Raw genomic sequence first — 26,247 nt, 5'->3', positions numbered from 1 at the left:
GGAGCGAGCGTAATCCCAATGAGGCCACGACCCGCGTGTCGATCAACAGGCCGGATACATATGAGCGACTTCCGAGAACATGTGAAAAATCATTTGCGAACAGTAGCCGGTACATACAAAAGGGCCGTTCGTGACCGTGAGGGGAGAGGGAAGTGGCCTGATTGCTGCACTCTGCATATTTCGGCAAGAAGGGCGGAAAGGAACCGTTCACTGCGCGCCGCACCAATGTCCCTTTTCGGGTATTTCTCTGTTCACTGCCTCACACCGAATGGCACTAATCGCAAGAAATGGGTCACCGCACCTGCATACCTACGCGAACCGCTTCTGCCATCTGCCACACCGTACTGCATCTCGCTTATCATAGGCTTCCATCGCATCGGCAGGGTCTTGATCGAAACGAGCCTCACTGTCCTCTCCAAGCGCTGTAAAGCACATCCTGAGACTGTGAAGATGGGCCATTCTGGCGACTGGGGCGCGCATTTTGTGCCTGCGGCACAGATCATGTAGCAGATGGACATTGATTTTGGGATGGTGCCTTTTCACGGCGGCGGACCAGCTATGCAGTCGCTTTTCGCTGGGGATTTGGATGTCACGATGTCCTTCCCATCTGGTGACGCCGGCCCACTTAGCGAAGGCAAAATCCGCATTCTTGCCACAGCAGGTTCAGAGCGCATGTACGAAGATGTCCCAAGCTTTGAAGAGGTCGGGATCAAAGGAGATGTTGGATTTAAGCACCGTGTCGTCGTCGCCCCAGCAGGTACACCGCCTGAGGTGATCGAAAACCTTCAGGCCGCTTTCGAGGCTCTGAACGGTGATAAAACCGTCCTCAAATTGATGGGTATTTTGAACGAAGACATTCAGATGATGTTTGGTTCTGACTATCAAATAGTGCGCGAAGCACAGTTGGCAGCCTACAAGGAGTTGGTGGAAACCCTTGAGTAAACTCAAGGCTGGCCAGCGCTGTCGCATGAGGCAGAAACAGCCGACCTTGTTATCATAAGCCAGAAATCTCGCCCAGTTTGGGCGGGTTTTCTTTCGTAAAAGACCACCAGTTTGGGCGAAACGACGGCGCTGCACGGGTTTGCTCTTTTCTAAAACTTGATCAATACGAGACCTACAAACAGGAAATACGTCATGTCTATTGTCCATGTCCTTGCTATCATCACGACGAAACCCAGCCAGCGGGCGGCTGTGCTGGAAATCTTCTATGCCAATGTTCCGGCTGTCTTGGCCGAGAATGGATGCATCGCCTATGAAGCCACCATTGACACCCCAAATGCGGGAACAAAGCAAGCAGCACCTGGCCCCGACACCTTTGTCGTTATTGAAAAATGGGCCAGCTTGGAAGCGCTTGACGCGCATGCAGAGGCCGCGCATATGAAGGCTTATAGCGGCAAAACCGCAGACATGCTGGTCGAACGTGCCATTCACATTCTGTCCCCGGCTTAGGGAATAGAAAGGTTCGCTGGGGCTCTAGCTTCAGATGTAAGATCGGTGCGAGGGCAGTAGATTGGAATAGGTAACAAAATGTTTCTCCATTTCTGTTGTCGCATTTGATGAGTTTCCAAAATGCGGGATTTTAAGCGAGGCAAGTATTGTTCTCCCTTTCCAATGTCAGACACAATCCACCTGATTGCCGAGATTGCCTTCAAAGCATGCTTTGGCTGCGAAGGCGGTAACGCAGCCCCAACGCTGGAATGGTCCGGCGCGCCGGAAGGCACAGAAAGCTTCGCCGTCACCGTTTATGACCCCGACGCACCAACAGGCTCTGGCTAGTAGCACTGACGACGGACACTGAAATAAAAAAACTTGATAAAATTTTAAATTTTGACCAGTATCGCCAAGTGTTAGTTTTTTAGTGTGACATAAGTGTCGATATTAATGAGGTATTTTGTGTTTTTGGTTCAAATTAAATTAGACACTTACTCAACCATGAGCGGCGACGTTGTGGTGTTGCCGTGCCAAAAACAACCCTTTTTTACCCGCCGCTGACCGCCTTTGCAAACGCGTTGCTTGAGTGAATCGCAACAGCATCAAAGGCCCGGCTGGGTCCCCCAGATATCAATCTATCAATGCGGACCACTTGGCCGCTGATCGTGCCATTCCAGTTCCACGAATTTGCCAGACTATACGACGGCCGCCTGAATGAACGTATTGAAACAGGTGGGCAGGCCGCCAAATTAAAGCAGCGCTTTGCGACCCGTTTACCAACTACCGCCGTCACATGACGGATGTCGAGCAATCCAGCTCGGCTCGTTTTATTTCTATCCGAGAGGATTTTATGTTGCTTCGTTCCAATTATACCGCCGCCAAAAAATTTCTTATTGCACTTGGGTTGGCGAGCCTAACTTTTGCCGGAACCGTAGCGCCTGTGTTTTCGCAAACCGCAACTGCGATCGTGACCAACGATGGGACGGCGGCCAGCGTGGCTCAGACGATCGTCACCGACGGGTTCCGGTCTGCCAAGTTCGGGATGGATGCCGAGGCGGTCCGCGCGGCAATTCTGACGGATTTCGGCATCGAAGATGGCGAGATTCAAGCGGGAGAAAATGCAGTCGAGCGAACCCAGGTTCTCACCGTCGCTGTGCCGAACCTGATCCTCGACGGCGGCACAGCCCAAGTCTCTTACGTATTCGGATACTCGACCCAAAATCTGATTCAGGTGGGGGCCACATGGAGCGCAAAGACAGATCCCGCGATGACCACAAAAATTCTATACGACAACGGTGACGTACTGCGATCCTATTTTATGGCCGATGCTTATGCGCCGGATTCGGTTAGGGTAAATGTCGCGCTTCCCAACGGGATCCTGATGTTTCGGGGCGCCGATGCCGAGGACCGGGCGACGCTTCTGCTGCTTCAGGGTACGTTCTCAATTGCGGAGGACGGAAGTAACATTCTGACCCCTGCCAGCCTTGATTTGCTTTATTCGTCTGACCCCAATGAACCAGACATATTTAGCCTTCCGGACGGTGCGTTCTGATGTCCAAACGGACTCGACGCAACCAACCCAACCAATTGCTAGCCGGATCCCTCCCGCGGGTCGCGGGTTTTACAAGCGGGTTTCACACTGGAGGAAGATCGCTGACCGCGAACCTGCGGTTAGGGGCGAGTACTTTCGCCCTGGCGGCGTTTGCTACCGTGGCAAGCCCGGTCGTTGTGCGCGCACAGGACGCGGGCGCATCTGCTGCGCCAGTCAACAACATCGTGACCGACGGCAGGACTATGACTACAGTGTCGGTCAGCGGCAGCCAGACCGGGATCACCACAGGAACGATCGTTAACAATACCGGCTATAACTCGTTCTCCAGCTTCAAGCAGGTCGCTGACACCACGGTTAACTTGTACCTGCCAAGCGACACCAGCAATCTCGTTAACATTGTGCGCGGCGGTCCAGTCGTTGTCGACGGCATCCTCAATTCCTATAAGGACGGCGAAATCGGCGGAAACGTCTTTTTCTCGGACTCACATGGCTTCATCGTAGGTCAAAGCGGGGTGGTCAACGTAGGTTCGCTTACCGTGAACACGCCTACCGACCAGTTTCTGGAGTCTGTAATCGGAGCGGATGGTACGATCAACCATGTCGCCGCCGGCAAGTTGATGCGCGGCGAGATTCCGATCTCCCCTGATGGCTTGATCGTGATCTCGGGGCAGATCAACGCGCAGAATGGCATTACCCTCGATGGCCAGAACGTGACGCTGACTGGATCAAACGGCGCGCAGGTAACCGGCAATGACCTGACACAGCGTCAGCTTTTCCAGGCCACGGTGAATTCTGCCGGGCTGGTTGAAGGTGGCTCGATGGTCAGTAATAACGGCGTGATCTCGATCGTGGCGGCTGGCAATGCGAACGTCAGTGGTCAGGTTAGTGTCGGCGCAAGCTCGACCGGACAGGGCGGACAGATCAACGTCACGTCTGGTGGCGACATTACCGTCGCCCCGACAGCGAACCTCAGCGCGGATGGCGAAGGCGTGTCAGGCATTGGCGGCACGATTGTCGTCTATGCTGGAAGCTCGCTTTTCGCGCAAACTGGCGCAATGATTTCGGCACGTGGCGCTGGAACCGGCGCCGGTGGTTTTGTTGAGCTGAGTGGCAAATATGTCGAAATCGGCTCAGTCGAGCTTGACCTGTTGTCGGATTCTGGCGCTGGCGGCACGCTATTAATCGACCCAATAGATGTCACCATCACTGCTGGCAATTCGATTTTGAACGCAGGTGTAAACACTGTGGTTGAGGCGGATAATTCCATCACCATTGCTGCAGGTGGCAGCATCGATACGACGCTCTCTGGCGGCGCATCTGGCGATATCACCCTGACCGCACCAATCATTGGCGTCGTGGCAGGTGGTTTGCTCAACGCAGAAGCCGTTGACGCTGGTGGAACAGCCGGCACTGTGAGTCTTAATGCTTCGAAAATTGGAGGCGGGACTGCTCAGATCACGATTGGCGGCGAAATCCGTGGTGGAGATGTCAATCTGATCGCCACGGCAACGTCCGCGCCGCTGACGATAATCGCATCCCTTCCTACCGCGACAGCTTCAATCTCCATCAATGGTGGTGTGATTGCAGCCTCCGGCGCTTTGATTGCAACTGCAACTGCGTCGTCTGCTGCTGTTGCTGCAAACTTGCCAGTAGGAGTGGTGGTTACAAACATAAGCGCATCCGTAGACGTTATTGGCGGCGCCACGATCAATGCTTCAAGTGCGACTCTGTCTTCTGATGCGACAGCCGTTAATGTGATCGCGACCCAGTCGTTGGTACCAGCCAACTCGAGTGTTGACGGCGCTGTTGCTATTTCGACCGTAAACAGCTCGGCAATCACCCATGTCGGAACCGCTGATCTGACCATTACTGGCGATGTGAGCCTTGGCGCGACCAACACGGTCATGAGCCATGCTGACGCGACGCCTAACGCCGCAGCATTCGGAGCGAGCGTTGCAGTCAGCGTTGTGAATGCGACGACCGCTGCCACTATTGATGGTATGGGCTATATCAGCGCTGGGAGTTTGTCACTCAATGCCATAACAGCGACCGACATCGTGGCAAATGCTTCTGCAGCCTCTGGTGGTGCAACTGAGCCACAGGCAGGTAGCGAAGCGTCTAATTATCTTAGTGATCCGAATTATCAGTCAGCTGCAAGCACATCCGAGGGCCAAGTTTCGGTCGTTGGCGCTCTCGCGATTTCCGATTTGACCTCTACGACCACAGCGAGCGTGAATTCGGGAAAAATTTCGGTCATCGCCGGCAACGCCTCGATCAATACTCTTACTTCAAATACCGCAAATGTAACGGCGGATGGCTCTGCGCTCGATTCTGACGTGGGTGTGGGTGTCGCGGTCGGCATCAATCTCGCCAAAGTCCAAAATAATGCGACGCTGGCGGGCCAGGGCATCTCTGCCGGCAGTCTTGTTGTGTCCGCTGGGATGAACGCTGCGGCAGCCGGTACCAACAGCTTCATTACGAATGCGACTTCAGGAGCAGGCGGAACCAGCGTAGGAGTAGCTGGGTCGCTCGCCGTAAACTTGGTCGACACGCAAAGCCTTGCATCTATTTCTGCAGATGTGCCGGTTGTGATCAACGGCGGTACCGTCACTATCAGTGCTGAGGACGAGTCTGTCTCTACGGCAAACGCTGCTCCTGACACCACTGGTGCTACGGGCGACGTGGGTGTCGGTGCATCTGTTGCGATTAATATAGTGGCGAACCGCACAACTGCGGGTATCGCAAACAACACTTATATCAGCACCCCAGGATCGGTGACGCTTTCGGCGGATTCCGTCCACGCAATCACTACTACGGCTGAGGCAGGGTCAAGCGGCGGGATTTCAATCACGCCTGCGCTTGCGCTTGCGCTTGTGAGCAACGTCACAGCGGCGCAAATTGGCACTGGCACTTCGGTCCAGCAATCTACTGGCGATATCAGTGTCTTAGCCAGCCAACAGGCAACTGAGACGACCACAGCTTCAGGCGCAGCAGCGGGAAGCGATGCGGCCATCGGCGCAGCAATTTCCATCGCCCTAATCGATGACACTGTGTCGGCGACTACTTTTCGAGATTTGAACGCTACGAATGATATAACTTTGCGCAGTTGGGGGTCCTCGCTGAGCACGCTTGAGGCAACTGCGAGTGCCTCTGGCAGCGAGGCAGCCGACTCAAATGGTGATGCTCAGGCAGGGCAAGACAGCGATGTTGACGCCACAGTTACCAGCAATTTGACTCATGCTTCGGACCAACAGAACACTGCAGGTGTCGGCGATACCGATCAACAGCAGGCCAGTTCCGATGGCGCGGCTGATGACAGCGGGCGCTCTGCTTCGACCGGTGAAGGCAAGGTCACTGTTGCTGCGGCTGTTGGCGTAAATGTTCAAAATGCGGCTGTTTCCGCAGGTGTTCCTGATAGTAGAAACATTACTGCGGGGGGCGCACTAACAGTTGCGACCTCAAGCAACATCACGGGATCGATAACCACAGACGGATCCGCCGTTGGTGAAAATCCTGCAGCTGTCGGTATCGGTGCTGCGGTAGCTGTGAACGTAATACACGCTAAAAATGACGCTACGATTGGCAATGGTATCGTCAACGCTGCTTCGGTCAATGTCACGTCTCTTAAGCTAGACGTCGCCAAACTTGTCGCTGGTGATCCTGCCGATGCAGTTGCAGATACTTACCTTGCCAGCGCGACATCAGGCGCGGGCGGCAGTAACGTTGGTATCGCAGGCTCTCTTGCGTTGAACCTTGTTGATACGCAAAGCAAAGCCACCATTGCGGGTGGCGCTACAGTCACGCTGGCTGGTGATGATCTGGTGTTGAAAAGTGACAATCAGACATCGACGACAGCTTCCGCACTTCCGGATGAAACGGGTGCAGCGGGTGGCGATGTTGGTATCGGCGCATCCGTTGCGATTAACATTATTGCGAACCGTTCAACCGCCACTTTAGGCGATGAAGCGGTGCTTACAGGCGCTGACGAGGTCACGCTGTCGGCCAGCGCGATTCACGAGATTACGACCGAAGCAGAAGCTGGGTCTGAAGGTGGTGTTTCGATCACTCCCGTCGTCGCGTTGTCCATGATCAACAACACAACCACTGCGTTTCTCGGCACATTGGCCGCCGGCGTGACGTCGACTGGCGCCGTTACGATCAGTGCGACTCAACAGGCTACGACGACTACCACGGCTAAAGGTCAGGCAGCTGGTGGCACGGCCGCGATCGGCGCGGCTTTGGCGCTAAATCTTGTCAACGATAAGGTTTCCGCGACCACTAATCGCAATATCACCGCGGGCGGCGATGTGACACTTTCTGCAGCGGGCGCATCGTTTGGTACACTGCTCGCCGAAGCAAGCGCGTCTGGCGGCGCACCAGCGGACGACAACGGCGATGCCGAAGCGGGCCAGGACTCCACGGTCGACGATACCGTGGATGGTCAGTTTACCAGTGCGAAGAGTCAGCAAGCAGCATCGGGTGTTGGTGATGATGATCAGCAAGGCGACACGGGTTCAGCCGCGTCCGAGAATCACTCGGCTGAAACGTCCGAAGGTAAAGTTACTGTTGCAGCAGCCGTAGCGGTCAATATCCAGAATTCAACCGTATCGGCCAGCGTGCCGAACACTGTCAACATTACCTCAGATACCGGTATTTTGAATATCCTGACAGCCAGCAACACAGATGGCAGCGTAACCACCAACGCTTCCGCCGTTGGCGAAGAAGGCGCACAGGCTCAGGTTGGCATCGGCGCCGCAGTCTCTGTGAACGTTGTCCGGTCGGCCAGCGATGCAACTCTTGGCACGGGCACGCACGACGTTAAAGGCGTCAACATTTCGGCCAACAAATTGGATGTTGCCGCACTCGCTTCAAACCCAGCCAGCACTGCAACGCGCAGCGACACATATTTTTCGAGCGCGACATCCGGCGCGGGCGGCACCAAAGTCGGTATCGCGGGCGCTCTTGGCCTGAATATTGTTGATACACACAGTGTAGCCAGCATTGCAGACGGAGCCGACGTTACGCTGAGCGGAAACGTTTCGATCTCCGCCGATAATCAGACGACAACAACTGCCGAGGCTCTTCCTGTTGAAGGTACGGCTGGTGGAACTGTTGGTATTGGCGCTTCGGCTGCAATCAACATTCTCGGCAATCGTGCAATCGCCAAAGTGGGCAACAATGTTACGCTGACAAATGCCGATAATTTGACTGTTTCAGCCAGCGCCGTTCACGACATTACAACGACGGCTGAGGCAGGTGCTTCGGGTGGCGTTTCGATCGTTCCAGTACTCGCTTTGGCTCTCGTAACTAACACTGCAAGTGCTACAATTGGCAGTAATGCCAGTACTTTAGTTGTGAACGATACTGTCGAAGTCACCGCTGAACAGGAAGCGACGGAAACGACCGATGCTTCCGCCACGGCTGTTGGGGACAAAGTAGCCGTCGGTATCGCGCTCTCGCTCGCACTGGTCACCGACAAGGTTGTTGTTTCGACGGATCGTTCGATTACCGCAACGACAGGTGATGTAACGTTTAGTGCTTCTGGAATATCTACTGGGTCACTGACGGTTACTGCCGGCGCCGCAGGTGCAGCGGAAGCCGACGAAAACGATGAATCCACTGATGGGGGGGGCGATGTCGACGCCAAAGTCACGGATCAGTTCACTTTCGCTTCTGACACCCAGTCCAGCAGCAACGTAGGCGACGCTGAACAAAAATCAGATACAACAGCGACTTCCAGTCAGGACCACTCGGCAGGGACAAGTGAAGGCAAGCTTTCTGTTGCGGCTGCGGTGGGCGTGAACGTTGTGACTGCTTCTGTCAGCGCGAATATGACCGACGGCAGGGATATTACAGCAGGCGGCCACCTTACGGTGATAGCCGCCAATGGTACCAGTGGGTCAGTGACATCCGACGCAAGTGCCTCCGGAACACAAGTGTCCATCGGAGCTGCCGCGTCGGTCAACGCGATCACGTCAACCAACAACGCGCGCCTCGGAACTGCGACCTATACGGCCAACGGAGTCACAGTATCTGCACTCAAAGCAACGCCACCGAATGCGCCGCACGTTGACAGTTTCGTCACATCGGCTAAATCCGGCGCAGGTGGCACTAAAATTGGCATTGCAGGTGCTTTGGCGCTAAACCTGATCGATTCCTCAAGCGTAGCTACTATTTCCAGTACCTCGATTGTTGACGCAGGCACTGGCGCATCGACTATTTCCGCAGACCAACAGATGACGGCAAGCGCGAGCGCTGCGCCTCTGGACGACAGTGCCACAAGCGGTGGCAAAGTCGGCATCGGCGCGTCGGTGGCTCTGAACTTGATTACCAGCACCTCGACCGCCCAGATTGAAGACGGTGCGATCTTCAACAACGGGGCAGGCATTTCTGTTCTGGCCAATTCTGACGTTTCGACCGTTACAGAAGCCAGCGCAGGTTCCGAAGGTGGCATCGCTATCGACGCAGTGGTCGCATTGGCCCTTCTGGACATTACGACGACAGCCCGGATTGGCACCGGGAGCGCGATTATCACAGCAGGTGATGTCACTGTCACTGCGACCGGCGCAGGCGAAAACACAGTAACTGGTACAGGCGAAGCTGAAGGCGGTAAAGTCGGCGTCGGTGCCGCTGTTGCGGTCATCGCGGGCGGTGGCGACCGTTCGACTGATATTAAAGATACATCTGTGACCTCAGCAGTCCTAGCACGTGATCTCACAGGGGACGCGCTCACGATTTCTGCGACTTCTGCGCGTAGTTACGAAGCCTACGCCACCGCAAGTGCGGGCGGCGGCAAAGACCTGGAGCCATCTGAGACGTCAAGCGCAGAAAGCACCCAGAACCTCAAAGAAACCGAGGGTTACCAAGAGGGAACCGGTACGCCCGAAGAAAACGTAGAGAGCACTAAGGGCGGAAATAAGGTTGCTGTAGCTGCTGCTGTCGGTGTTGCGGCCGCGCAAGATATCGTCAGTGCAACGTTGGAAGATGTGACTGTTACCCTGACCGACGATTTGATCATTTCTGCAGCAAACGACGTTGACATCATGACCCGCGGCGATGGAACCGCGTCTGGTGCGAAAGTCGGCGTCGCTGTTGGTGTTGCGCTCAGCATTTCTAACAATACGGCCAATGCAAGCATCGCAGATGGTGCAACTGTCGCCAGTGCGGGCACAATCACCGTAAATGCGGATACAAGCAAAAATATGTCTCAAGAAGACGGCAAGACCGATTTCTTGAACGGCCTTTCAGCTATTGCTTTCGCCGGTGCATCATCCAGCAAAGTTAGCGTTGCTGGTGCTTTGGCTGTCGATGTGTCCAACATGACAGCCTCCGCGACCATCGGCGATAACGTCACTATCGGCGACCTGAGCCGTGTCGGCGCCGTCAATGTTACTGCCGGCAATTCAAGCCGTATGAGCGCGAAAGCGACGAGCTATGCCGTTTCGACTGGTAAAGTCGGCGTCGGCGCGTCTATCGCCGTCATCGTTTCCGAGAATGAATACGAAGCGAACGTAGGAGCGGGGACCTCGATTATTTCCGAGGGTGTTACGGTTTCAGCTGAGAACGCTAAGATCGAACCTACTGAGAGCTTCTCGTTCACGGACCTGGAATCCTTCCAAGACGATGTGGTTAACAAACCGCTGTTCAGCACGGGCAACTATTACACAGAAGCTATCGGTGGCTCCGGGTCTCCAAAGGTTGCTGTTCAGGGCTCGTTTGCTGTCATGGTGTTCTCAGATACAACGTCCGCTGCGATTGGGAAGAGCTTGAACTCTCCCGCTTACACAGCAATGACGACCGTCGACTCAAATGGTGAAAACGTAACGGTTTCTGCAAGCAATGCTCTGGCTGCAAGAGCCCTGTCCGGAGCCGTTGCGTTGAGCGGCAAAGTTGGTGTTGGTGTTTCCAGCTCCGTCATCGTCAGCGAAGGTAATACGACGGCCGAATTAGGAACAAATGCGCGTTTGACCGACGCAGGTGAAGTCGAAATTGATGCGGATGGATTGCAAGAAATTGACGTCATCAGTGTCAGTGCCGCAGGTGCAAGCACTGTCGGCGTCGCTGGCGTTGCATCTGTACTTATTTCTGAAAATAACGTGAAGGCATTGGTTGGATCCGGTGCACAAATCGCAGCGTCAGGTGGCGTATCTATCACCGCCGACAACGACTTCGACAACCTGAGCGTGGCGGGCGGCCTTGGTGTCGGCAACAGCGCAGGGATCGGGGCAGCGGCCATTGTCGTGACGGTCAACAACATAACACGTGCGGCTCTTGCTGACGGGACGTCTACTGCAAACGGCGTAATAATTTCAGAGGCGGGTGCGCTGAACATCGCTGCGACTGCGACTGAATCTGGTGAAGCTTACGCTGTCGCTGGCGGCGCCGCTCCTGGCTCCGTAGGCGTTGGTGCGGGTGCTGGTATCTTTATCATAGATACAACAACTGAAGCTTTGGTCGGCAACTTTGCTGAGATCGGCCAGACAAGTGCAACTGGAGATGTCTCCATCACAGCGCGGGACGATACCACGCTCTTTACCTTCCCTGGCGCAGCCGGGCTTGGTGGATCAGTTGGTGCCGGTGCTGCCGTTGGTATTGGTATCATTACCAAAGCTGTATCGGCCGAAATTGGCAGCGACGCAGAGGTTGCGAGCAGCGATGTCTCGGTTAAGGCTCTAAGTGGTGAGGCGATCAACATTATTGCCGTCAGCGCAGGCGTCGGCGGTAGTGCCGGCCTTGCTGGTGCGGTCGCAGTTTACACGATCGAGAACGATACGACTGCAAGCATCGGCGCAAGAGCCGAAGTTTTCGCTGCGCGCAATGTGGCCGTATTGGCGAACGGCTTTACTTCTGTAGATTCACTCGTTGGTTCTGTCGGAGCTGGCGGCAGCGCGGGTATCGGTGCGTCCGTAGGTATCGTCATCATCGATAATGCGACCTATGCTTCCATCGCAGATGGAGCAAAGGTTACAGCACTGGGCAACGGAGTTGGTGTCGGGTATATATCTGATTTTGATGTATATTTTTCAGAATTGTCCGATAGTTTTGACGGCGCTGAGCTGCCTGATTGGGACGACGATAGCGGACTGACAGCGAGCAATGCTACTGCTGACGGAGCTGACAGTGACGTCGGATTGACCGCATCCGAGGCTCGCGACGTGGGGCTCTCGCTGCTTACAAAAACACGCAACTCTGACACCATCACCCAGACGGCAAACGGTGTTGTTGTGAATGCAGCCGCCTCTAATTCTATCCGCTCACTTGAAGTCGGTTTCGCTGGGGGCGGCAGTGCGGCAATTGCGCTTTCCGGCAACGTACCTGTTATCACGGCGGACACGCGCGCAACGATCGGTGCGGCTGAGATCAATAAAATGGCTGGTGCGGCAGGTGACAACCAAAGCGTCATTGTCGCTGCAGCAAGCGACATCTACAATCTGGGCATCGCGGGCGCTGTGGCGCTTGGCGGCGGCGTTGGAGCGGGTGCAGGTGTGACCGTGTCAGTGGTAGAAAATACCACGAAAGCGACAGTCGCAACCGGCGCAGATATGAAAGCGGAGCAGAACGTAAATGTCACGGCATATTCTAAGGCCGACTTCGTAACCTTCTCAGCCGCAGCGGCGGGCGGCGGCAGTGTCGCACTTGCTGGCGGTGTCGGCGTCGTTTCTCTGACAAGCACGACAACAGCTCAACTTGGCGGTAAGACAGTTGCAGGTGGCAACGTCGAAGTTCTCGCGGACAATCAAACCCGCGTAGCCTCTATGGCCGGATCGGTCTCGGTCGGCCTTGGTGTAGCTGGGGTAGGCGGTGCGATTAGCGTGCTGTCAATTGACAAGACAACGACCGCCGAGATTTTGGCAAACGCCGATGTGACCGCGCTTGGCAACGACGATGCTATGTCCGCTTACACGGGCGCCGACATGACCTCTACTACCGCCGTGCGTGGTATCAACGTTGCGGCAATATCTGGCGAGAGTAACCTAACCATTGCGGCCTCCGCAGCGGGCGGTCTTTACGCCGGTATCAGTGGTGTTGTGACGGTCCAAATGCACGACATCAACACTTCAGCCAAAATTGGCGCGGACGCGTTGATCAACAAGGATACATCGCTTGGCGTAGCACACTCTGGTCAAGATGTAGTCGTTACGGCGCGCAACACCTCAATTTCGAACGTTTATGCAGGTGGACTTGCTGTCGGTTTCGTTGGTCTCGCCGGTACAGTTGATGTTGGTGTGGTCAAAACCACGACCACTGCGGTTATCGCAGACGGCGTCAACTTGGACGCTGCTCACGACGTTCGCGTGAACGCACTGTCGAACAAAGCTGGTAACTCGGTCATCGTAGCTGGTGCCGCTGGTCTTGTGTCCATCGGTGCAGCCGTCGCAATTTATGACTACGGCAATGGGATCGATCCAAACGGTGAATCAAAAAATCAGATGAGCGATGCCAGCGATGGTGCGTTTACACTTGACGATATCACTGATCAGGCCGTTGGTCAGACCAACGACGAAGACGGAGAAGGCATTAGCAGCCTGTTTACAGATGCGGGTACCGACGATCGTATTAAAACGGCAAGCAGCAGGGCGCAGACAGCACGTGAATCTATCACTCTCGAAACTGATGGCACTGGTCTTCTCGTACCTGCGGGCACGTCCGCAAATATCGGGGATGTGACAATCACTGCGGGTAACGCGATTGGTGTACACAGCTACGACAAACTGACAACCACCTTCACTGCGGGCGCTGCGGCAGCCGGCGTCGCAGGTGTTGGCGCGGGTATCGTTGTTCAAAGTGTCGATACAACAAACACTGCGCAACTCTCTGGTGCGGCTACTGTTTCTTCTGCAGTTCTTGCAATCAACGCACTCTCAATCCATTCGTTGACGGCCGACACAGTTGTTGGTGCGGCGGGCGGCTTTGGTCTTGCTGCTGCCGCTACGTACATCGAAGACAACTCTGATACGTACGCGTATATCAATGGCGCGACAATTTCAGTGTCCGGCGGTGTCGCAGTGAATGCGATCTCGGCGCGAGCCATCGATGCGGATGCATCCGGGGTGGCTCTTGGTCTCTCAGGCGCAGCAGGTGTCTCGTATGCCGAAACATCCATCGGCGGTGAAACAAAAGCTGCGTTGGGCTCCGACGCGTCGGGTGTCACGAGCAATCAAGGCGTCAATATTGGTACATCTGGGAACCGCACCGGCAGTGTAACTTTGGGTGCGACATCTATCGACTCGGTTCTTGTAGAAACGATTGCTGCTGGTGGCGGCATCGGTTTCGCAATTCAGGGCGCCGTTGCTGACGGGGGCGTTGTGACCACAGTCGCGACAGAAATGAACAATGCGGAAATTTACACAGCCGGTGCGATCAGCAGCATGGCGAGTGCGAACAGTGCTGCGACTACTGATGCCACTGGTGTGTCGATTTCGGGCGGACTTGCCGCAGGCGTTTCACTTTCTGAGTCAGCGCTTGATGTATCAGTTTCCAACACTGTGCAGGGCGGCTCCGTTCTTGATGGTGGATCGGTCTCTATCGGGTCAGAAATCACACGCGGCAGAACCGATTCAGACGCGCTTGCCGCTGCTGGTGCACTCGTTGGTATCGCAGGAAGTGATGCCGAAAGCGACAACACCTCTTCGGCGATCACTTCGGTCTCAGGCAGCACCATCAATTCTGCTGGTCAGGTAAGCATTACCGCTGCGACTTCCACCGAACAGACATCGAAATCGTCTGGTATTGCGATTGGTTTGATTGCGGCAGGCAGCAACAATGCATTGTCTAAATCAAACACCAGAACAATTAGCGCCGTAATAAATATGTACGGCATCACAGCGGGTGGGCTTGATATCACCTCGACTGGAGATGACAAAAACTTCTCAACCGCCGAGGCTGGCTCAGGCGGACTTGTTGCAGGGGCAGCGTCCTCTTCTGACACTTCTACGGTCAGTTTGACTGAGGCCTATGCGACCACGACTGGCGGGGCGGGTAACAAGTACGTTATTGATGTCAGCACCGGCCTGGTGGACATTAACGCAACCCATACCGTGGATTTCGGCGGCACAGTAGACAGTACTCAAGCCTCTCTCGTTGGCGCTAGTGGTGCAGATCTGGATCACCAAGTGCTTACTACAGTTACAGCGGAACTGGGTGACTATGCATCGGTAAGGGCGTCAAATCTTACAATTGAAGCCGCGAACAATGTGTTCAACCGATTCCGCAATAGCAGCGGCGCGATTGTCGGTTACGAAAACGCAGTATGGAACGTGAATTCTGGCTCTGGTGGCTTGCTAAACTTGCCGGCGGGCAAAGCGAACGTGAATATTATTCAAAATACTGAAGCCAATGTTGGAAACAATGCTGACATTCGTTTGCTCGCGTTGGGGGCAGGGGTCTCGGATTTACGTATCGAAGCATTTAACGATGTTATCACGGAGCAAAAAGCCAAGCTGGATTCTGGTGGTGCAATCGCAACAGCGCAGTCTGTTGTCGAGCTGGCCGCGGTACAAAACGCGACTGTGAACATTGGTTCGAACAGCACTCTGCTGGTTGATCTTGGCAACATTAATGCTGGCGCCTGGAACCAAGCCAAAATGGAAGGCCGTGCCTCAGCGACGACATATGGTGTCGCGGGTGCGCCTGATGGTCATTCATGGGCCAACCTGTGGGTCGCGAACATCGTTAACATCGGTACGGACTCGCGGATTGAAGCGTCAAACGGCTATGCGCCTGCAGATGGGTCTCTGCCAAGACAAGCGACCGTAAATATTTTTGCTGGCCGTAGTCCAGAGGTCGGCGATAGATTTTCGCAAGATAGTGTCGCGTCAAATGTGAATATTAAAACCACAATCGACCTTTTCAACAACTCCGCAATTCCAATCCCTGGCTCGCCAGATGCACAGGCCAACGTTGTTATCAATGCAGCTGTTAATCAGGGAACAAGCAACAACAGCAATGTTTCAGATACAGTCCCACTGATTGGAGTTCTCGCGGCGGGCGATATTACCATTGGTGCAGAGCGGGGGGATATCACGCTTTCGGCTGTTGGTTTCGGGACGGACATCTATCGTCAAGCTCTTGCAGAAGCTGCGAGTGCGGTGAGCGAAGCATTCGGCGGAGATGAAGTTACATTCGATTACCATGGCGGCACGACAAGCAATATCGGGGTAGGGCGTGTTGACCTGCTCGGTTTGGTTGCTACAGGCCTTCAGAAATACAAGTCGCTGACACTTGACTACGGTGAAGGTTGTACTCCGACGCTCGTTTCTTGCATTGTCGTCAGTGGCACGATTGGCGAGGATGGCATCACGCGCTCCTCCATTACGCCCGACAACTCGGTCATTGTTCAACGTCTGAGGCAGCTTGAGCTGTTGATTGCCAACACTGATGGCGACACCGTTGCGAAAGGTGCTTATCAGAACGAGATCAACTTCCTACGGCAGAAACTTGCCGCTCTCGGTCTGGGCACATTCGATGGCAGCGGCAACTTCAGCCTTACGGCTTACGTCTCGGGTCTGTCACCCCAACAGCTACTCATGGCTCAAAAAGCGGAAACAGAGGCTCAACTCTCAGGCGTCACGCAAGGCTTCACCAACCAGGCTACTGTTGCCGATGACAGTCTGTCCGGCAGCATTGCCGATGCCTATGACGATGGAACTTCTAACGACTACCTGTCGTATGTCTCCGTTATTCAAACAGCGGCAGCTTCATTGTCAGCCTATGTCGCGGCAGTTGCGACCCCCCCGACAATCGTCAACGGAGATGGTGATACCGTCACCAACCCTGCCTATGCCGCGGCCCAGACACTGATCAGCAATTACAATACTTACAATTCAACCATCGCAACGAAGCGGACTGAAGCGAATGGCTACAAGACGACAATTCGTACAAATATTGCGGCAAATGCTACTTTGCAGTCAGAGATCACCAGTCTGATTGCTATTATCAATGCGCCAGGCTCGACGTCAACACAGATAAGCACCGCGCAGACTCAGATTACATCTAAGCTCAACGCGATTGTTACCAACAATACGGCGATCAAGACTGCCACAAGCAATCTCAATTCGAGATTGGGCACCATCAACACGGCGCTCGTCAATCTTACGACGACTGCAAATGGTTCTGCTGTTACAACCGGCAGCCTAAAAACTAATCTTGATATTGTTGCTAATGCGAAGACATTCGTAAACGCGTGGGACGGTGCACTTGGCACAGTGAATTCGACGATCAGCACTCGCGTCACGACACTTGTTGGGGCGACGCCTCCGGTGGGCGGTTACACCGTCGGTAGCTTCACGATTACTGCTTCGAACCTTGCTTCGACAATTGAGACTTTGGACACGCAGATCCCGAGCGCCTCAACGACACCGGCTTCCGCTCCAACGGTACCGATGATTGAGGTGGACGATGTCGCGGCGCGCCTTGGTAATATTTACTTGTCGGGTAATGTCGTGACGGGTGGCAGCACAGGCATCCTGTCTGCCCCAGGCAATGCAGAGATCAACATCACTAACAACACGGCTGCGACGCTCAAGGTTAACAACATTACCATGCCGTCCTACGACGCCGGCCATGTGAGAGTGAATGGCGTCCTGGTTGACTCGGTTGATGATGTTGCGTCCTTTGCTCCCGGACAGCCGACCTCGACCAAATTTGCTCAGGTCCTTACCGGCCTCACAAGCAGCCGTCCGATCGTCACACTGACAAATAATTACAACCCAACCGACATCGCATTCCCATTGGGCTTGGCGCCGCCGGACTTGATCGTTGACGGGGTAATCAACAATATCGAAGGCACTGTCGATCTGACCAGCGAATATGGCAACATCTTTGTTTATGGCGCGATCAATGCCGGTTCCGTCAATATTCTGGCCAAGAACGGTGATTTCGTATCGAGCTATGTAAACGGCTTCAATCACATCGGTGGTGACCCGGCGAGCTTTAACAGCCCGACGAATTCCGCAGAAGCCGGAATCGGGATCATCGCGAATGGCGCTATTTCGATTAGCGCGCGTTATCTCAACATCAACAGCACAATCCAGTCAGGCATCGTTGACCTTTCGTTGACGTTGGATGCGAGCCCTACTCTTACTGCGCTCAACCCTGCGGACATTGGTGTGAGCCCAGATGAAATTACTGGCAAATTCGATGCCTACCGTTCTTCATTGACGGCAGGTAATTCACCATCTGAAACCACGTCGGTCACAAACGGATACGGCAGAAGTTTCACAATTAATTTCAACCCGACTGGGTTAAATACGACGGAATTAAAAGGAGCAGTCACGCAATATAGTGCTGCGATCGTTCTCGATCCTTCGGCGAATCCAATGTATGTGATTACTGGTGGCGGTGAGCAGCAACTGATCAATATCAAGGATTTCTTAAGCGGTACGGGTATTACTCCACGCTTGGAGTTTGCGATTTCAGATGCAAATGAGTACAAAACTGACTCCTCTGCCAATGGTCTTGCTTATCAAGTCATTAAAAGTCTGACCGATGACATCGGTGCCAGTTATGATGTTGATAACGCACAATATGTGGTCAACGGTGCAGAAGTTCACGGCGGGTACATCCAGCTTTATGGACAGATTCTGAACACTTCGTCTTCTGGTGGTCAGCTAAATGTTCTGGACGGTTTTGGACGCATTAATATCACCAACAACAGCCCCATTCCGTTGGTACTTCAAACCATCGATGCAGGCAGCGACACAACCGGAACGCTGGGCCGTGGCACGGCTGGCGTCATTGACATCACCGACATCACCAACGTGGTTTCGCCGGATGGCAACTCTCCTTCACAAGTCAGTGTGAAACACACGGTCTACAAACGTGACTATGTTCCAGGGGCTTCAACTGGCGCTATTCAGATCGCAACACAGACTGGGACTTTGGACACGACTACTGGTCTTCCTAGCTACAGCGGCACGGCTCTGTTGTTCAATTCGGACGGTTCTACAAGTTCCGATGGGAATGACCGGAACGCGAGCTACATAACCACGTCAAACCTGCGCTATATCTGGACGACGTCGACGGATTATCGGTATCAGGTCAATGTGCAGACGAAGAGCCAACAATTGTTCGGCTCGAGCGCACTTGAGATTAGTAGCAGTACGAACTTTTCTTCTATCGGAGCACCGGCTGAACTAATTAACTCCCGCCTTGCTGATGGTACTTATCTAAGTCAGGACACTACGCCAAACGGAAGAACTCAATTCATCGCGACTGATGGCAGGGTTGTGTATAGCGATGGCACTCGCGTCGATGGAACGGGCAACTCGACGCCTGCGATCCTTATTACGACTACGACGAACTATTCCGCAGTACAAAATAGCAGCATTGACTCAACTCCTCTTGTCACTGGCGATTTCTCGTTCAGCGATCCGCGTTCCAGCTATAGCCAAACGGGGCAAAGCTCTCGGGAATGCAACTGGTGGACATTGTGTATCGATTCAACGGTCACCACTAACTACCTCCTCGATCAGTACTACACGACCATCAAGACCTACTCGCTCAAGGCCAATAATCCGATTGATATTAACTTCATCGGTTATAATACAGCGGCAGTTGAGGTTACTTCGCCCTCGAACGTGATTCTGAACGGCCAGATCAGTGCGCGGAATGGCGACGTCAAGATTGCAGCGACTGGCGCGGGCCACTCAATTATCTCGAACGACCCTGGTGCGTTGATCACTGGACGCCGTATCTCTCTCGTTGCAGGTGCCTCTGTCGGGGCTTCATCGACCGCCGCAGTTCAGTTGCGTATGGATGGTGTAGCGAGCGGAAACGGCGCTTTGATCGCGACTGCCGGCGCAGGCAACGTAAACCTGAACGCGCCAAATGGCGTTGTTGTTCAGAGGGTTACAGCTGCCGGTAATCCGGTGGCAGACAATGGCAATGTGAACATCACTGTTGGCACTGATATCAAATCCGCGCAGGTCAGCCAATTCTTTACGCCAACCACTGATACGGCTCCGCTCATTCAGGCGCCGCGTGTAAGATTGACTGCGGGTAATGGCGATGTTGGCTCTGTTACCAATCCGCTGATGGTGAACACCGGTTACTCTTTGGGAAGCCGTGTCTTCGGCGACAATGTTGACCCTGATCCCTACTTTGGCTTGACGGCCCTGGCTTCAGGCGACATCGGGATCAGTTCCGCAGCATGGGGTGACACATCGCAGGCTTGGACTGGCAACGCGGATGGGACGATGTTCGTTGACCAAGTGGTATCACTTGGCGGTGATATCTTGCTCAGAACAACAGGCCAGATACTCGATAACAACCCAATTGAGGCTGTGGATACACGGACTTACGACGAGTTGCTCGGGTATTGGAACTCTCTTGGGCTAGTTGAAGGCACTGCCGAGAATGCCGAAAAAGTTGCCTTGGCAAAAGCGACCTTCGAGCAAGGCCGCAATGTGAACTATCAGACCTATTGGGAATTCCGCGCGATGCAGGCTGATGGTGGCGCGGCTTACGACCCGGGTTTCGAAATCACAGTTGATCCGACCTCGCTCAACTACCAAGCTTTGGTTGAGCAAGGTGTAGTAATTTCTGATTATGAAGATCAGCAGACGCTTCGTTACCACGCACTCCATGAAGAAATTGGGGAACTCACTGCGGCGTACGAAACCGGCTATCGTTACGTTTTGGATGACCACACGGATGATGAAGCGGCTCTGTTGAATCGCTCCAGCTACACTGAAAACCAGCTGGTCTTTAAGCTGTCCCCAGGTGCATTGAAAACGATCACCGGTACAAACCCAGTCATCAAAGCGCCTAACGTCAAAGGCCGCACAGTAACTTTGGAAGCTGGCGTTAGTATTGGTGAAACTTTGAACCGTGACCCAAGCGTTGCGAACAGTGGTGGCATTGATATCCCAGGCGGTATTGCTCCACGTGACCTGACGGATGCTCAAAAAATCGCACTTGCAAGAGCCGAACGTCCTGACCTTTTGATTATCGTTGGCGACATTGGTAGCTTGCCCGCTGACCCAACACAGGATCAGATCGATGCGTATAACGCGGCAGTGGCTGCGGGTGTCTTGACCGGGCCCACAACTGTGTACCTTGGCTTGGATGAAAGTGAAATGACTGCGGGCGAACGCGCCGCACTACAAGCCGCTGCAAACGGCCTTGTTGATGCAAACCAGTTGACAATTAGAGTGCTGAACAAACGGCCACTGAACTTTGAAGCGGCAGAAGCACTTAATGTTGTAGTTACAGGAACACCAATTAATGGCTTTGACACAGGAACGGCCTATCTCGCTTCACGCGGCAATGGTCTGCTCGACTCGATCAATGTCACGGGTGAAACTCGGATCCAGGCTGTTGGACCTATTGCAAACGTCGGTACCGGCCTCGTGGAAACCGGCAATCTGATCCTCGAATCCGCGCAAGGCGGAATTGGTAGCGGTATCGATCCATTCAATCCAACAGGTCCAGCCTTCAGCCCGATGAGACTCTCTCTGCACGATGGTGCGTCACTCATTGCGCGTGCTCAGGGTGACATCGACCTGGATATGACCGGAACAGCAATCATCGACACGATCTATTCGCCTGGCGATGTGCAGGTTGTCTCAGATAGCGGGATCTTGAATGCCAACGACGATCAATTGATCAATATTCTTGGCACAGACGTGGTTCTAACGACAACGACTGGCAACATTGGTGCAGCCGATCGGACGCTCAACGTAGGCGCGAACTTCGGTGGCGGTATCACAGCTGCAGCTCCTGCTGGCGCGATCTATCTCTTCGGGACACAGAACGCCAAATTCGTGATCACTTCGGCACTGGCGCCGAATGCCATCGAGTTGTCCTCGGAGACCGATGCTGTTCTTAACGGACCTGTCACTTCAGGCGGGCAAGTCCAGATAGTCACAGCGGGCAAGGTATCGATTACCGATATTGGCTCTGTGTCATCTGTCGCCAGCAACATTGTTGTTTCTGCAGGTTCTTTGCAGATGTTCAATGGCGCAACGATGACCGCGCAAACTGGCGAAGTCGATATCACAATAACTACGGGCGATGCCGTTGTGACCGGTATCAGCACACTTGGCGATGTGACAATCGATGTCGCGGGTCGTGTCTTTGCAGGCACAATTCCACAACGCGTTTTTGACATTGAGACAACTGGTGCAAACGCGTTGGTTAAGATCACTTCTGGTGCAGGTATCGGCGATAAGACGACGTTCAACACATCGTCCCTTGATTGGCCTTATGACGGCTCAACTTTGGCGGATCCCATTTCGGATGTTGTAAATCCATTGATCATTAAAACAGGTGCGATCGAGCTGGGCGCTACGACTGGAGACATCAACGCGATTACGCCGCTTGCGATCACAGAAGCGAAACTGACTGCGGATACTGGCAGTATCGACATCGCGGCAGCTGCGGCGTTCCACACCCAATCCACAACAGCGGGTCGAAACGTCAAGCTCGTGTCTCAGGGTGACTTGACCGTGGACATCCTGACTGGAGGCACCCTCGGTTCAGGTACGGTTAATCTCGAAGCAGTCGCTGGCGCACTTGTCGTCGGCACATCGACCAGCACCGGAACACAGACTTGGCTGTCGCTGAACGACGTGACCTTTACGCAGGTCACGACGACTGGCGCATTGCCTGGTGATCCGGGTGACGTGGATATCACCTCTGCTTCTGGCGAAATCCTCGGCGGTTCGATTGATGCAGCCGGAACAGTGAGGTTGAACGGCAACGGTATCGACTTTGAGACAATCAAAGCAGGCGTTGATGCGATCCTCGTCTCGAGCAAAGACATCTACGGTGACGAACTTGAAGCTGGAAATCATGCCGATCTGACAGCTGGCAGCAATACCTACGCTGGCGACATTGCCATCGGCGCGGTCAAAGCTAAGACCATGTCCTTCGACGCGACCGGCGTATTGACGCTGCCTGACCTTCAGGTGGCAGAATCTGTTATCTTGCGCGGCGGCACCGTTACAGCTGGGATCACTCAAATTCCATCGGGGCCAAATCCACTGCAACTTACCCTGACGGGCGGGCGCGGCTCAGTCGGTACATTGGCCACACTAACGGTGGATGCTCCTGCTGGTATCGAGATCGGTGATTTGTTCTTTATTGATACGACGATCGACACCACCGCTGAGAACGTCAGCATTGAGAATGCATTTGTTCCGGGTTCGCTCCGGCTAACCACGCCGCTGCAATCACTGTTGTACGACAATCGTTCGCCACTACCGCAATACAACTCCAACGTGCAGTTCTTCCAGCCCACCTACACATTTGCCCTTGGTTTGGAAGGGTACGCCAGCATCTCGGACGCCTATGTGGTTCAGTACAACGTCTCGCCGGACTCAACCGACGAACTTCAATTTCTGGAATTCCCAGGTGCGGGCCTTGTGCGCGATACCATCCGTGTGATGCGCAACACCGTGGATTGGGGGCAAGGGCCGGGTACCCTGTTCTGGCAGTTCGACGAAATTCTGCCGGAAGGAAGTATGGTTTATGACGACGAGGAAATAATCTTCATCGATGACGTTGCATGCTTTGTAGAGTGTGTCAGTGGCTGGAGACCAGCCGTCCAGCTAGGTAAATTATGACTATTAAGAAACGACGAGGAGCAGGTCGGTGAACGTACAACGAAGGGTGGCCATGAGCCTTGAGGCAAACTTGGCCGATTTGGGCAAAATTGGCATAATCGGGATGATAGCGTTGCTGCAATCGGTGACGGTTGTGAGTGCGCAAACTATTAATCCGGCTACGACGATCGAGCAGCTAAACGCTCAGCGGCTAGAAGAGTTGGCCACGACAATCCCGCAATCTGGCCCAGTAGTGATTAGCCCGGCTGCAGCGCCGCGCCAGCTGGCCGCTCCCGGCGGACCGACTGTCTTGTTGGCTAAGGTCGATTTCTCTCCCGCATCTGCGTTTCTTACTCAGGCTGATCTTGACTCGATCCTTTCTCGTTATGTGGGTCACCGGGTCGATTTTTCGCAAATTCAGCAGCTCGTGCAGGACGTGAACGACCTCTACACACGTAAAGGCGTTGTCACCGCAAGCGCTGTCTTACCGCCACAAACTCTCAACAATGGAATTCTCAAGGTACAACTGGTAGAGGGCACTCTTGCCACTGTCGCGATGAGCGGGAACAAACAAGTGCCCGATACTTTTGTTCTTGAAAGGGTGCGGCTGACCACGGGCAACAACACCGTTGACGTGCCCACTGCCGCCGAAGACATCACCCGCTTTAACAAGGTATATAATGCCCAACTGCGCATGTCGCTCCAGCCGGGGTTGGAGTTCGGAACCACTGACTTAGCGCTGGAATTAACAGAACCGATGACAAACCAGTTGTCATTCTTCTTTGACAATCAAGGCGTCCCCTCCACCGGCGAAGTTCAGGTTGGCTTCTTTTTCCATCGTTACAGTCTTCTGACGACAGACGATAATTTCCTGGCATATGGAACGGCGGCAGGGGGAAGCACCTCGGGCACACTGTCCTACGACGCGCCGATAACGCCGATGGGAACACGGCTGGGCCTGACCTATAGCAGTTCGGCCATCAACGTGATCAGCGGACCGACCGAACCACTCAATATCGAGGGCAGTTCAGAATCCTTCAGCGCAACGCTGACCCATCCGCTTTATGTATCGCCCGCATGGTCGTTATTTGTGATCGCCGGTGCCTCTTATGGGACATCGGATTCCTTCTCGAATGCAACGCCGCTGGTTGATTCAGCGACGGTAAAACGTTCTCTGGCACTCAATGCGAGCTATACTAACCAAAATATGGCTTTCTCGACCGGCCTGAATGTCTCTCGCGCAGGCACCGAGGACTTTATCGAGGCCTCTGCACGAGATGTTACTCTGTGGACCGGATCATTCAATGGCACGTACCAGCTTGAAAGCGGTATCGCGCTGACTACCAACGGTGCTTGGCAATATACCGACGCAAAGCTTCTTCCGGGCGACTTGCTGTTCCAGATCGGTGGTCCTTCAACTGTGCGCGGGTTCCCGAGCAGCGCCTCTTCGGGCGACAGCGGCTATTTCGCGCAATTTGAAGCGCACAAGTCCGTCGATGCCGACGGCTGGGCAAAAGGGATCGACGTCTACGGATTCATCGACATTGGGGAAGTCTATTCGACCTTCCCTGAACAGGTGTCCTTCGTCTCGGCCGGCGCTGGCGTGGCGTATCCGCTGGACGAGAAAGCCAAGTTTGAGATTGGTGTAGGCTTCCCACTTAATAAGGTTGTAGCGAACCAGGCTGAAGCGATGGTCTATGCCCGCCTGACGTTCGCAGCATTTTGATGGTCAACGGATTTGTGAAGTCTTCCAAATAGATCCTCACCTGTCTGGAGGGATTCATTTGTGAGCCGTCATGAGAAATCAGCGCGACAAGCGAGGTTGGTCAGTTTCTTTGCTGGCCGCGTAAGTTATGCAAAGCCGTATTCTTTTTGAACGCGGTGTAATATCGATTATGCGCTGACATTTGCCCTTTTCCTTTTGTCCCGGAAAGTTAAAAAGCACCGCGTCTACCGATTTATAGGCCTCAGAATGCCTTTTCCGAGCCATACTAACCCCCCTTTTGAGGCCAGCGTTTTGACCGAGCTTTAAGGGTGAAAAAACTGAACTGATCTTGTCCCGATTTAGTTCCGGTCTCTTTCGAGCGATATTCGCAATGAAGGAGACAAGAAATGGCACCAAGATACAGCGAAGAATTCCAGCGTGACGCGGTTCGCATTGCAACGACCAGCGGCCTGACGCGACCCCGGATTGCGTCGGATTTGGGGGTTGGCGTTTCGACCCTGAACAAGTGGGTTCAACAACACCAGAACGACGACCTGATGTCTGGCCCACATGAAGATGTAGAGAAAGAGAACGCCCGCCTGCGCAAGGAAAACCGGGTTCTGCGCGAGGAGAGGGAGGTCCTAAAAAAGGCGACGATCTTCTTCGCAGGACAAAAGGCGTGAGGTTTGCCTTTGTCGACACCTGGAAGAAGATCTGGTCTATCGAGTTTCTCTGCAGTGTTTTGCAGGTGACTTCTCGCGGCTTTCGCGCTTGGAAATCCCGTTCCATCAGTCAACGTCAGCGTGATGACATGGTGCTTTTGGCGCATATCAGGGACCAGCACCGGCTTAGCCTGCAAAGCTATGGCCGTCCGCGCATGACTCACGAATTGCAGGAGCTGGGGTTAAACGTTGGCCATCGTCGGATTGGTCGGCTGATGCGTGAGAATGGCATACGAGTTGTCAGGACGCGTAAATTCAAGGCCACAACCGACAGCAATCACGCGTTCAACA

General features: G+C 54.1%; 8 protein-coding genes. All 8 read left to right on the top strand.

Translation table 11 applies throughout. The features are described from left to right. The first annotated feature begins 510 nt into the window (after positions 1-510). Positions 511-942 carry a tripartite tricarboxylate transporter substrate-binding protein gene (locus tag DWA01_RS00385; RefSeq protein WP_114283656.1) on the top strand — a complete coding sequence of 144 codons (432 nt, stop codon included), beginning with the start codon at positions 511-513 and terminating at the stop codon, positions 940-942. 192 nt (positions 943-1,134) lie between these two features. Beyond that, a complete protein-coding gene (locus tag DWA01_RS00380; RefSeq protein WP_200832466.1) occupies positions 1,135-1,449 on the top strand; it encodes a putative quinol monooxygenase in 315 nt (104 codons plus the stop codon). Positions 1,450-1,569: 120 nt separating this feature from the next. After that, positions 1,570-1,776, top strand: coding sequence for a YbhB/YbcL family Raf kinase inhibitor-like protein (locus tag DWA01_RS24085; RefSeq protein WP_473206056.1), 207 nt, complete (start codon positions 1,570-1,572; stop codon positions 1,774-1,776). A gap of 505 nt (positions 1,777-2,281) precedes the next feature. Continuing rightward, positions 2,282-2,983: a hypothetical protein gene (locus DWA01_RS00370; protein ID WP_136057634.1), complete on the top strand. Its 702-nt coding sequence runs from the start codon at positions 2,282-2,284 to the stop codon at positions 2,981-2,983. Continuing rightward, a complete protein-coding gene (locus DWA01_RS00365; RefSeq protein ID WP_114283654.1) occupies positions 2,983-23,550 on the top strand; it encodes a leukotoxin LktA family filamentous adhesin in 20,568 nt (6,855 codons plus the stop codon). The genes DWA01_RS00370 and DWA01_RS00365 overlap by 1 nt, the downstream gene beginning before the upstream one ends. 52 nt (positions 23,551-23,602) lie before the next feature. Beyond that, positions 23,603-25,255 (top strand): ShlB/FhaC/HecB family hemolysin secretion/activation protein, encoded by a 1,653-nt coding sequence (locus DWA01_RS00360; protein ID WP_114283653.1) that lies wholly within the window; start codon positions 23,603-23,605, stop codon positions 25,253-25,255. A gap of 386 nt (positions 25,256-25,641) precedes the next feature. Further along, on the top strand, positions 25,642-25,917 hold the full coding sequence (locus tag DWA01_RS00355; RefSeq protein WP_114283652.1) for a transposase: 276 nt from the start codon (positions 25,642-25,644) through the stop codon (positions 25,915-25,917). Continuing rightward, a partial coding sequence (locus DWA01_RS00350; protein WP_136057632.1) for an IS3 family transposase occupies positions 25,914-26,247 on the top strand: 334 nt, incomplete at its 3' end. The genes DWA01_RS00355 and DWA01_RS00350, both read left to right, overlap by 4 nt.

Source organism: Candidatus Halocynthiibacter alkanivorans (assembly GCF_003333265.1).
GTDB lineage: Bacteria > Pseudomonadota > Alphaproteobacteria > Rhodobacterales > Rhodobacteraceae > Halocyntiibacter_A > Halocyntiibacter_A alkanivorans.
This window is presented reverse-complemented; position numbering and strand designations above follow the sequence as displayed.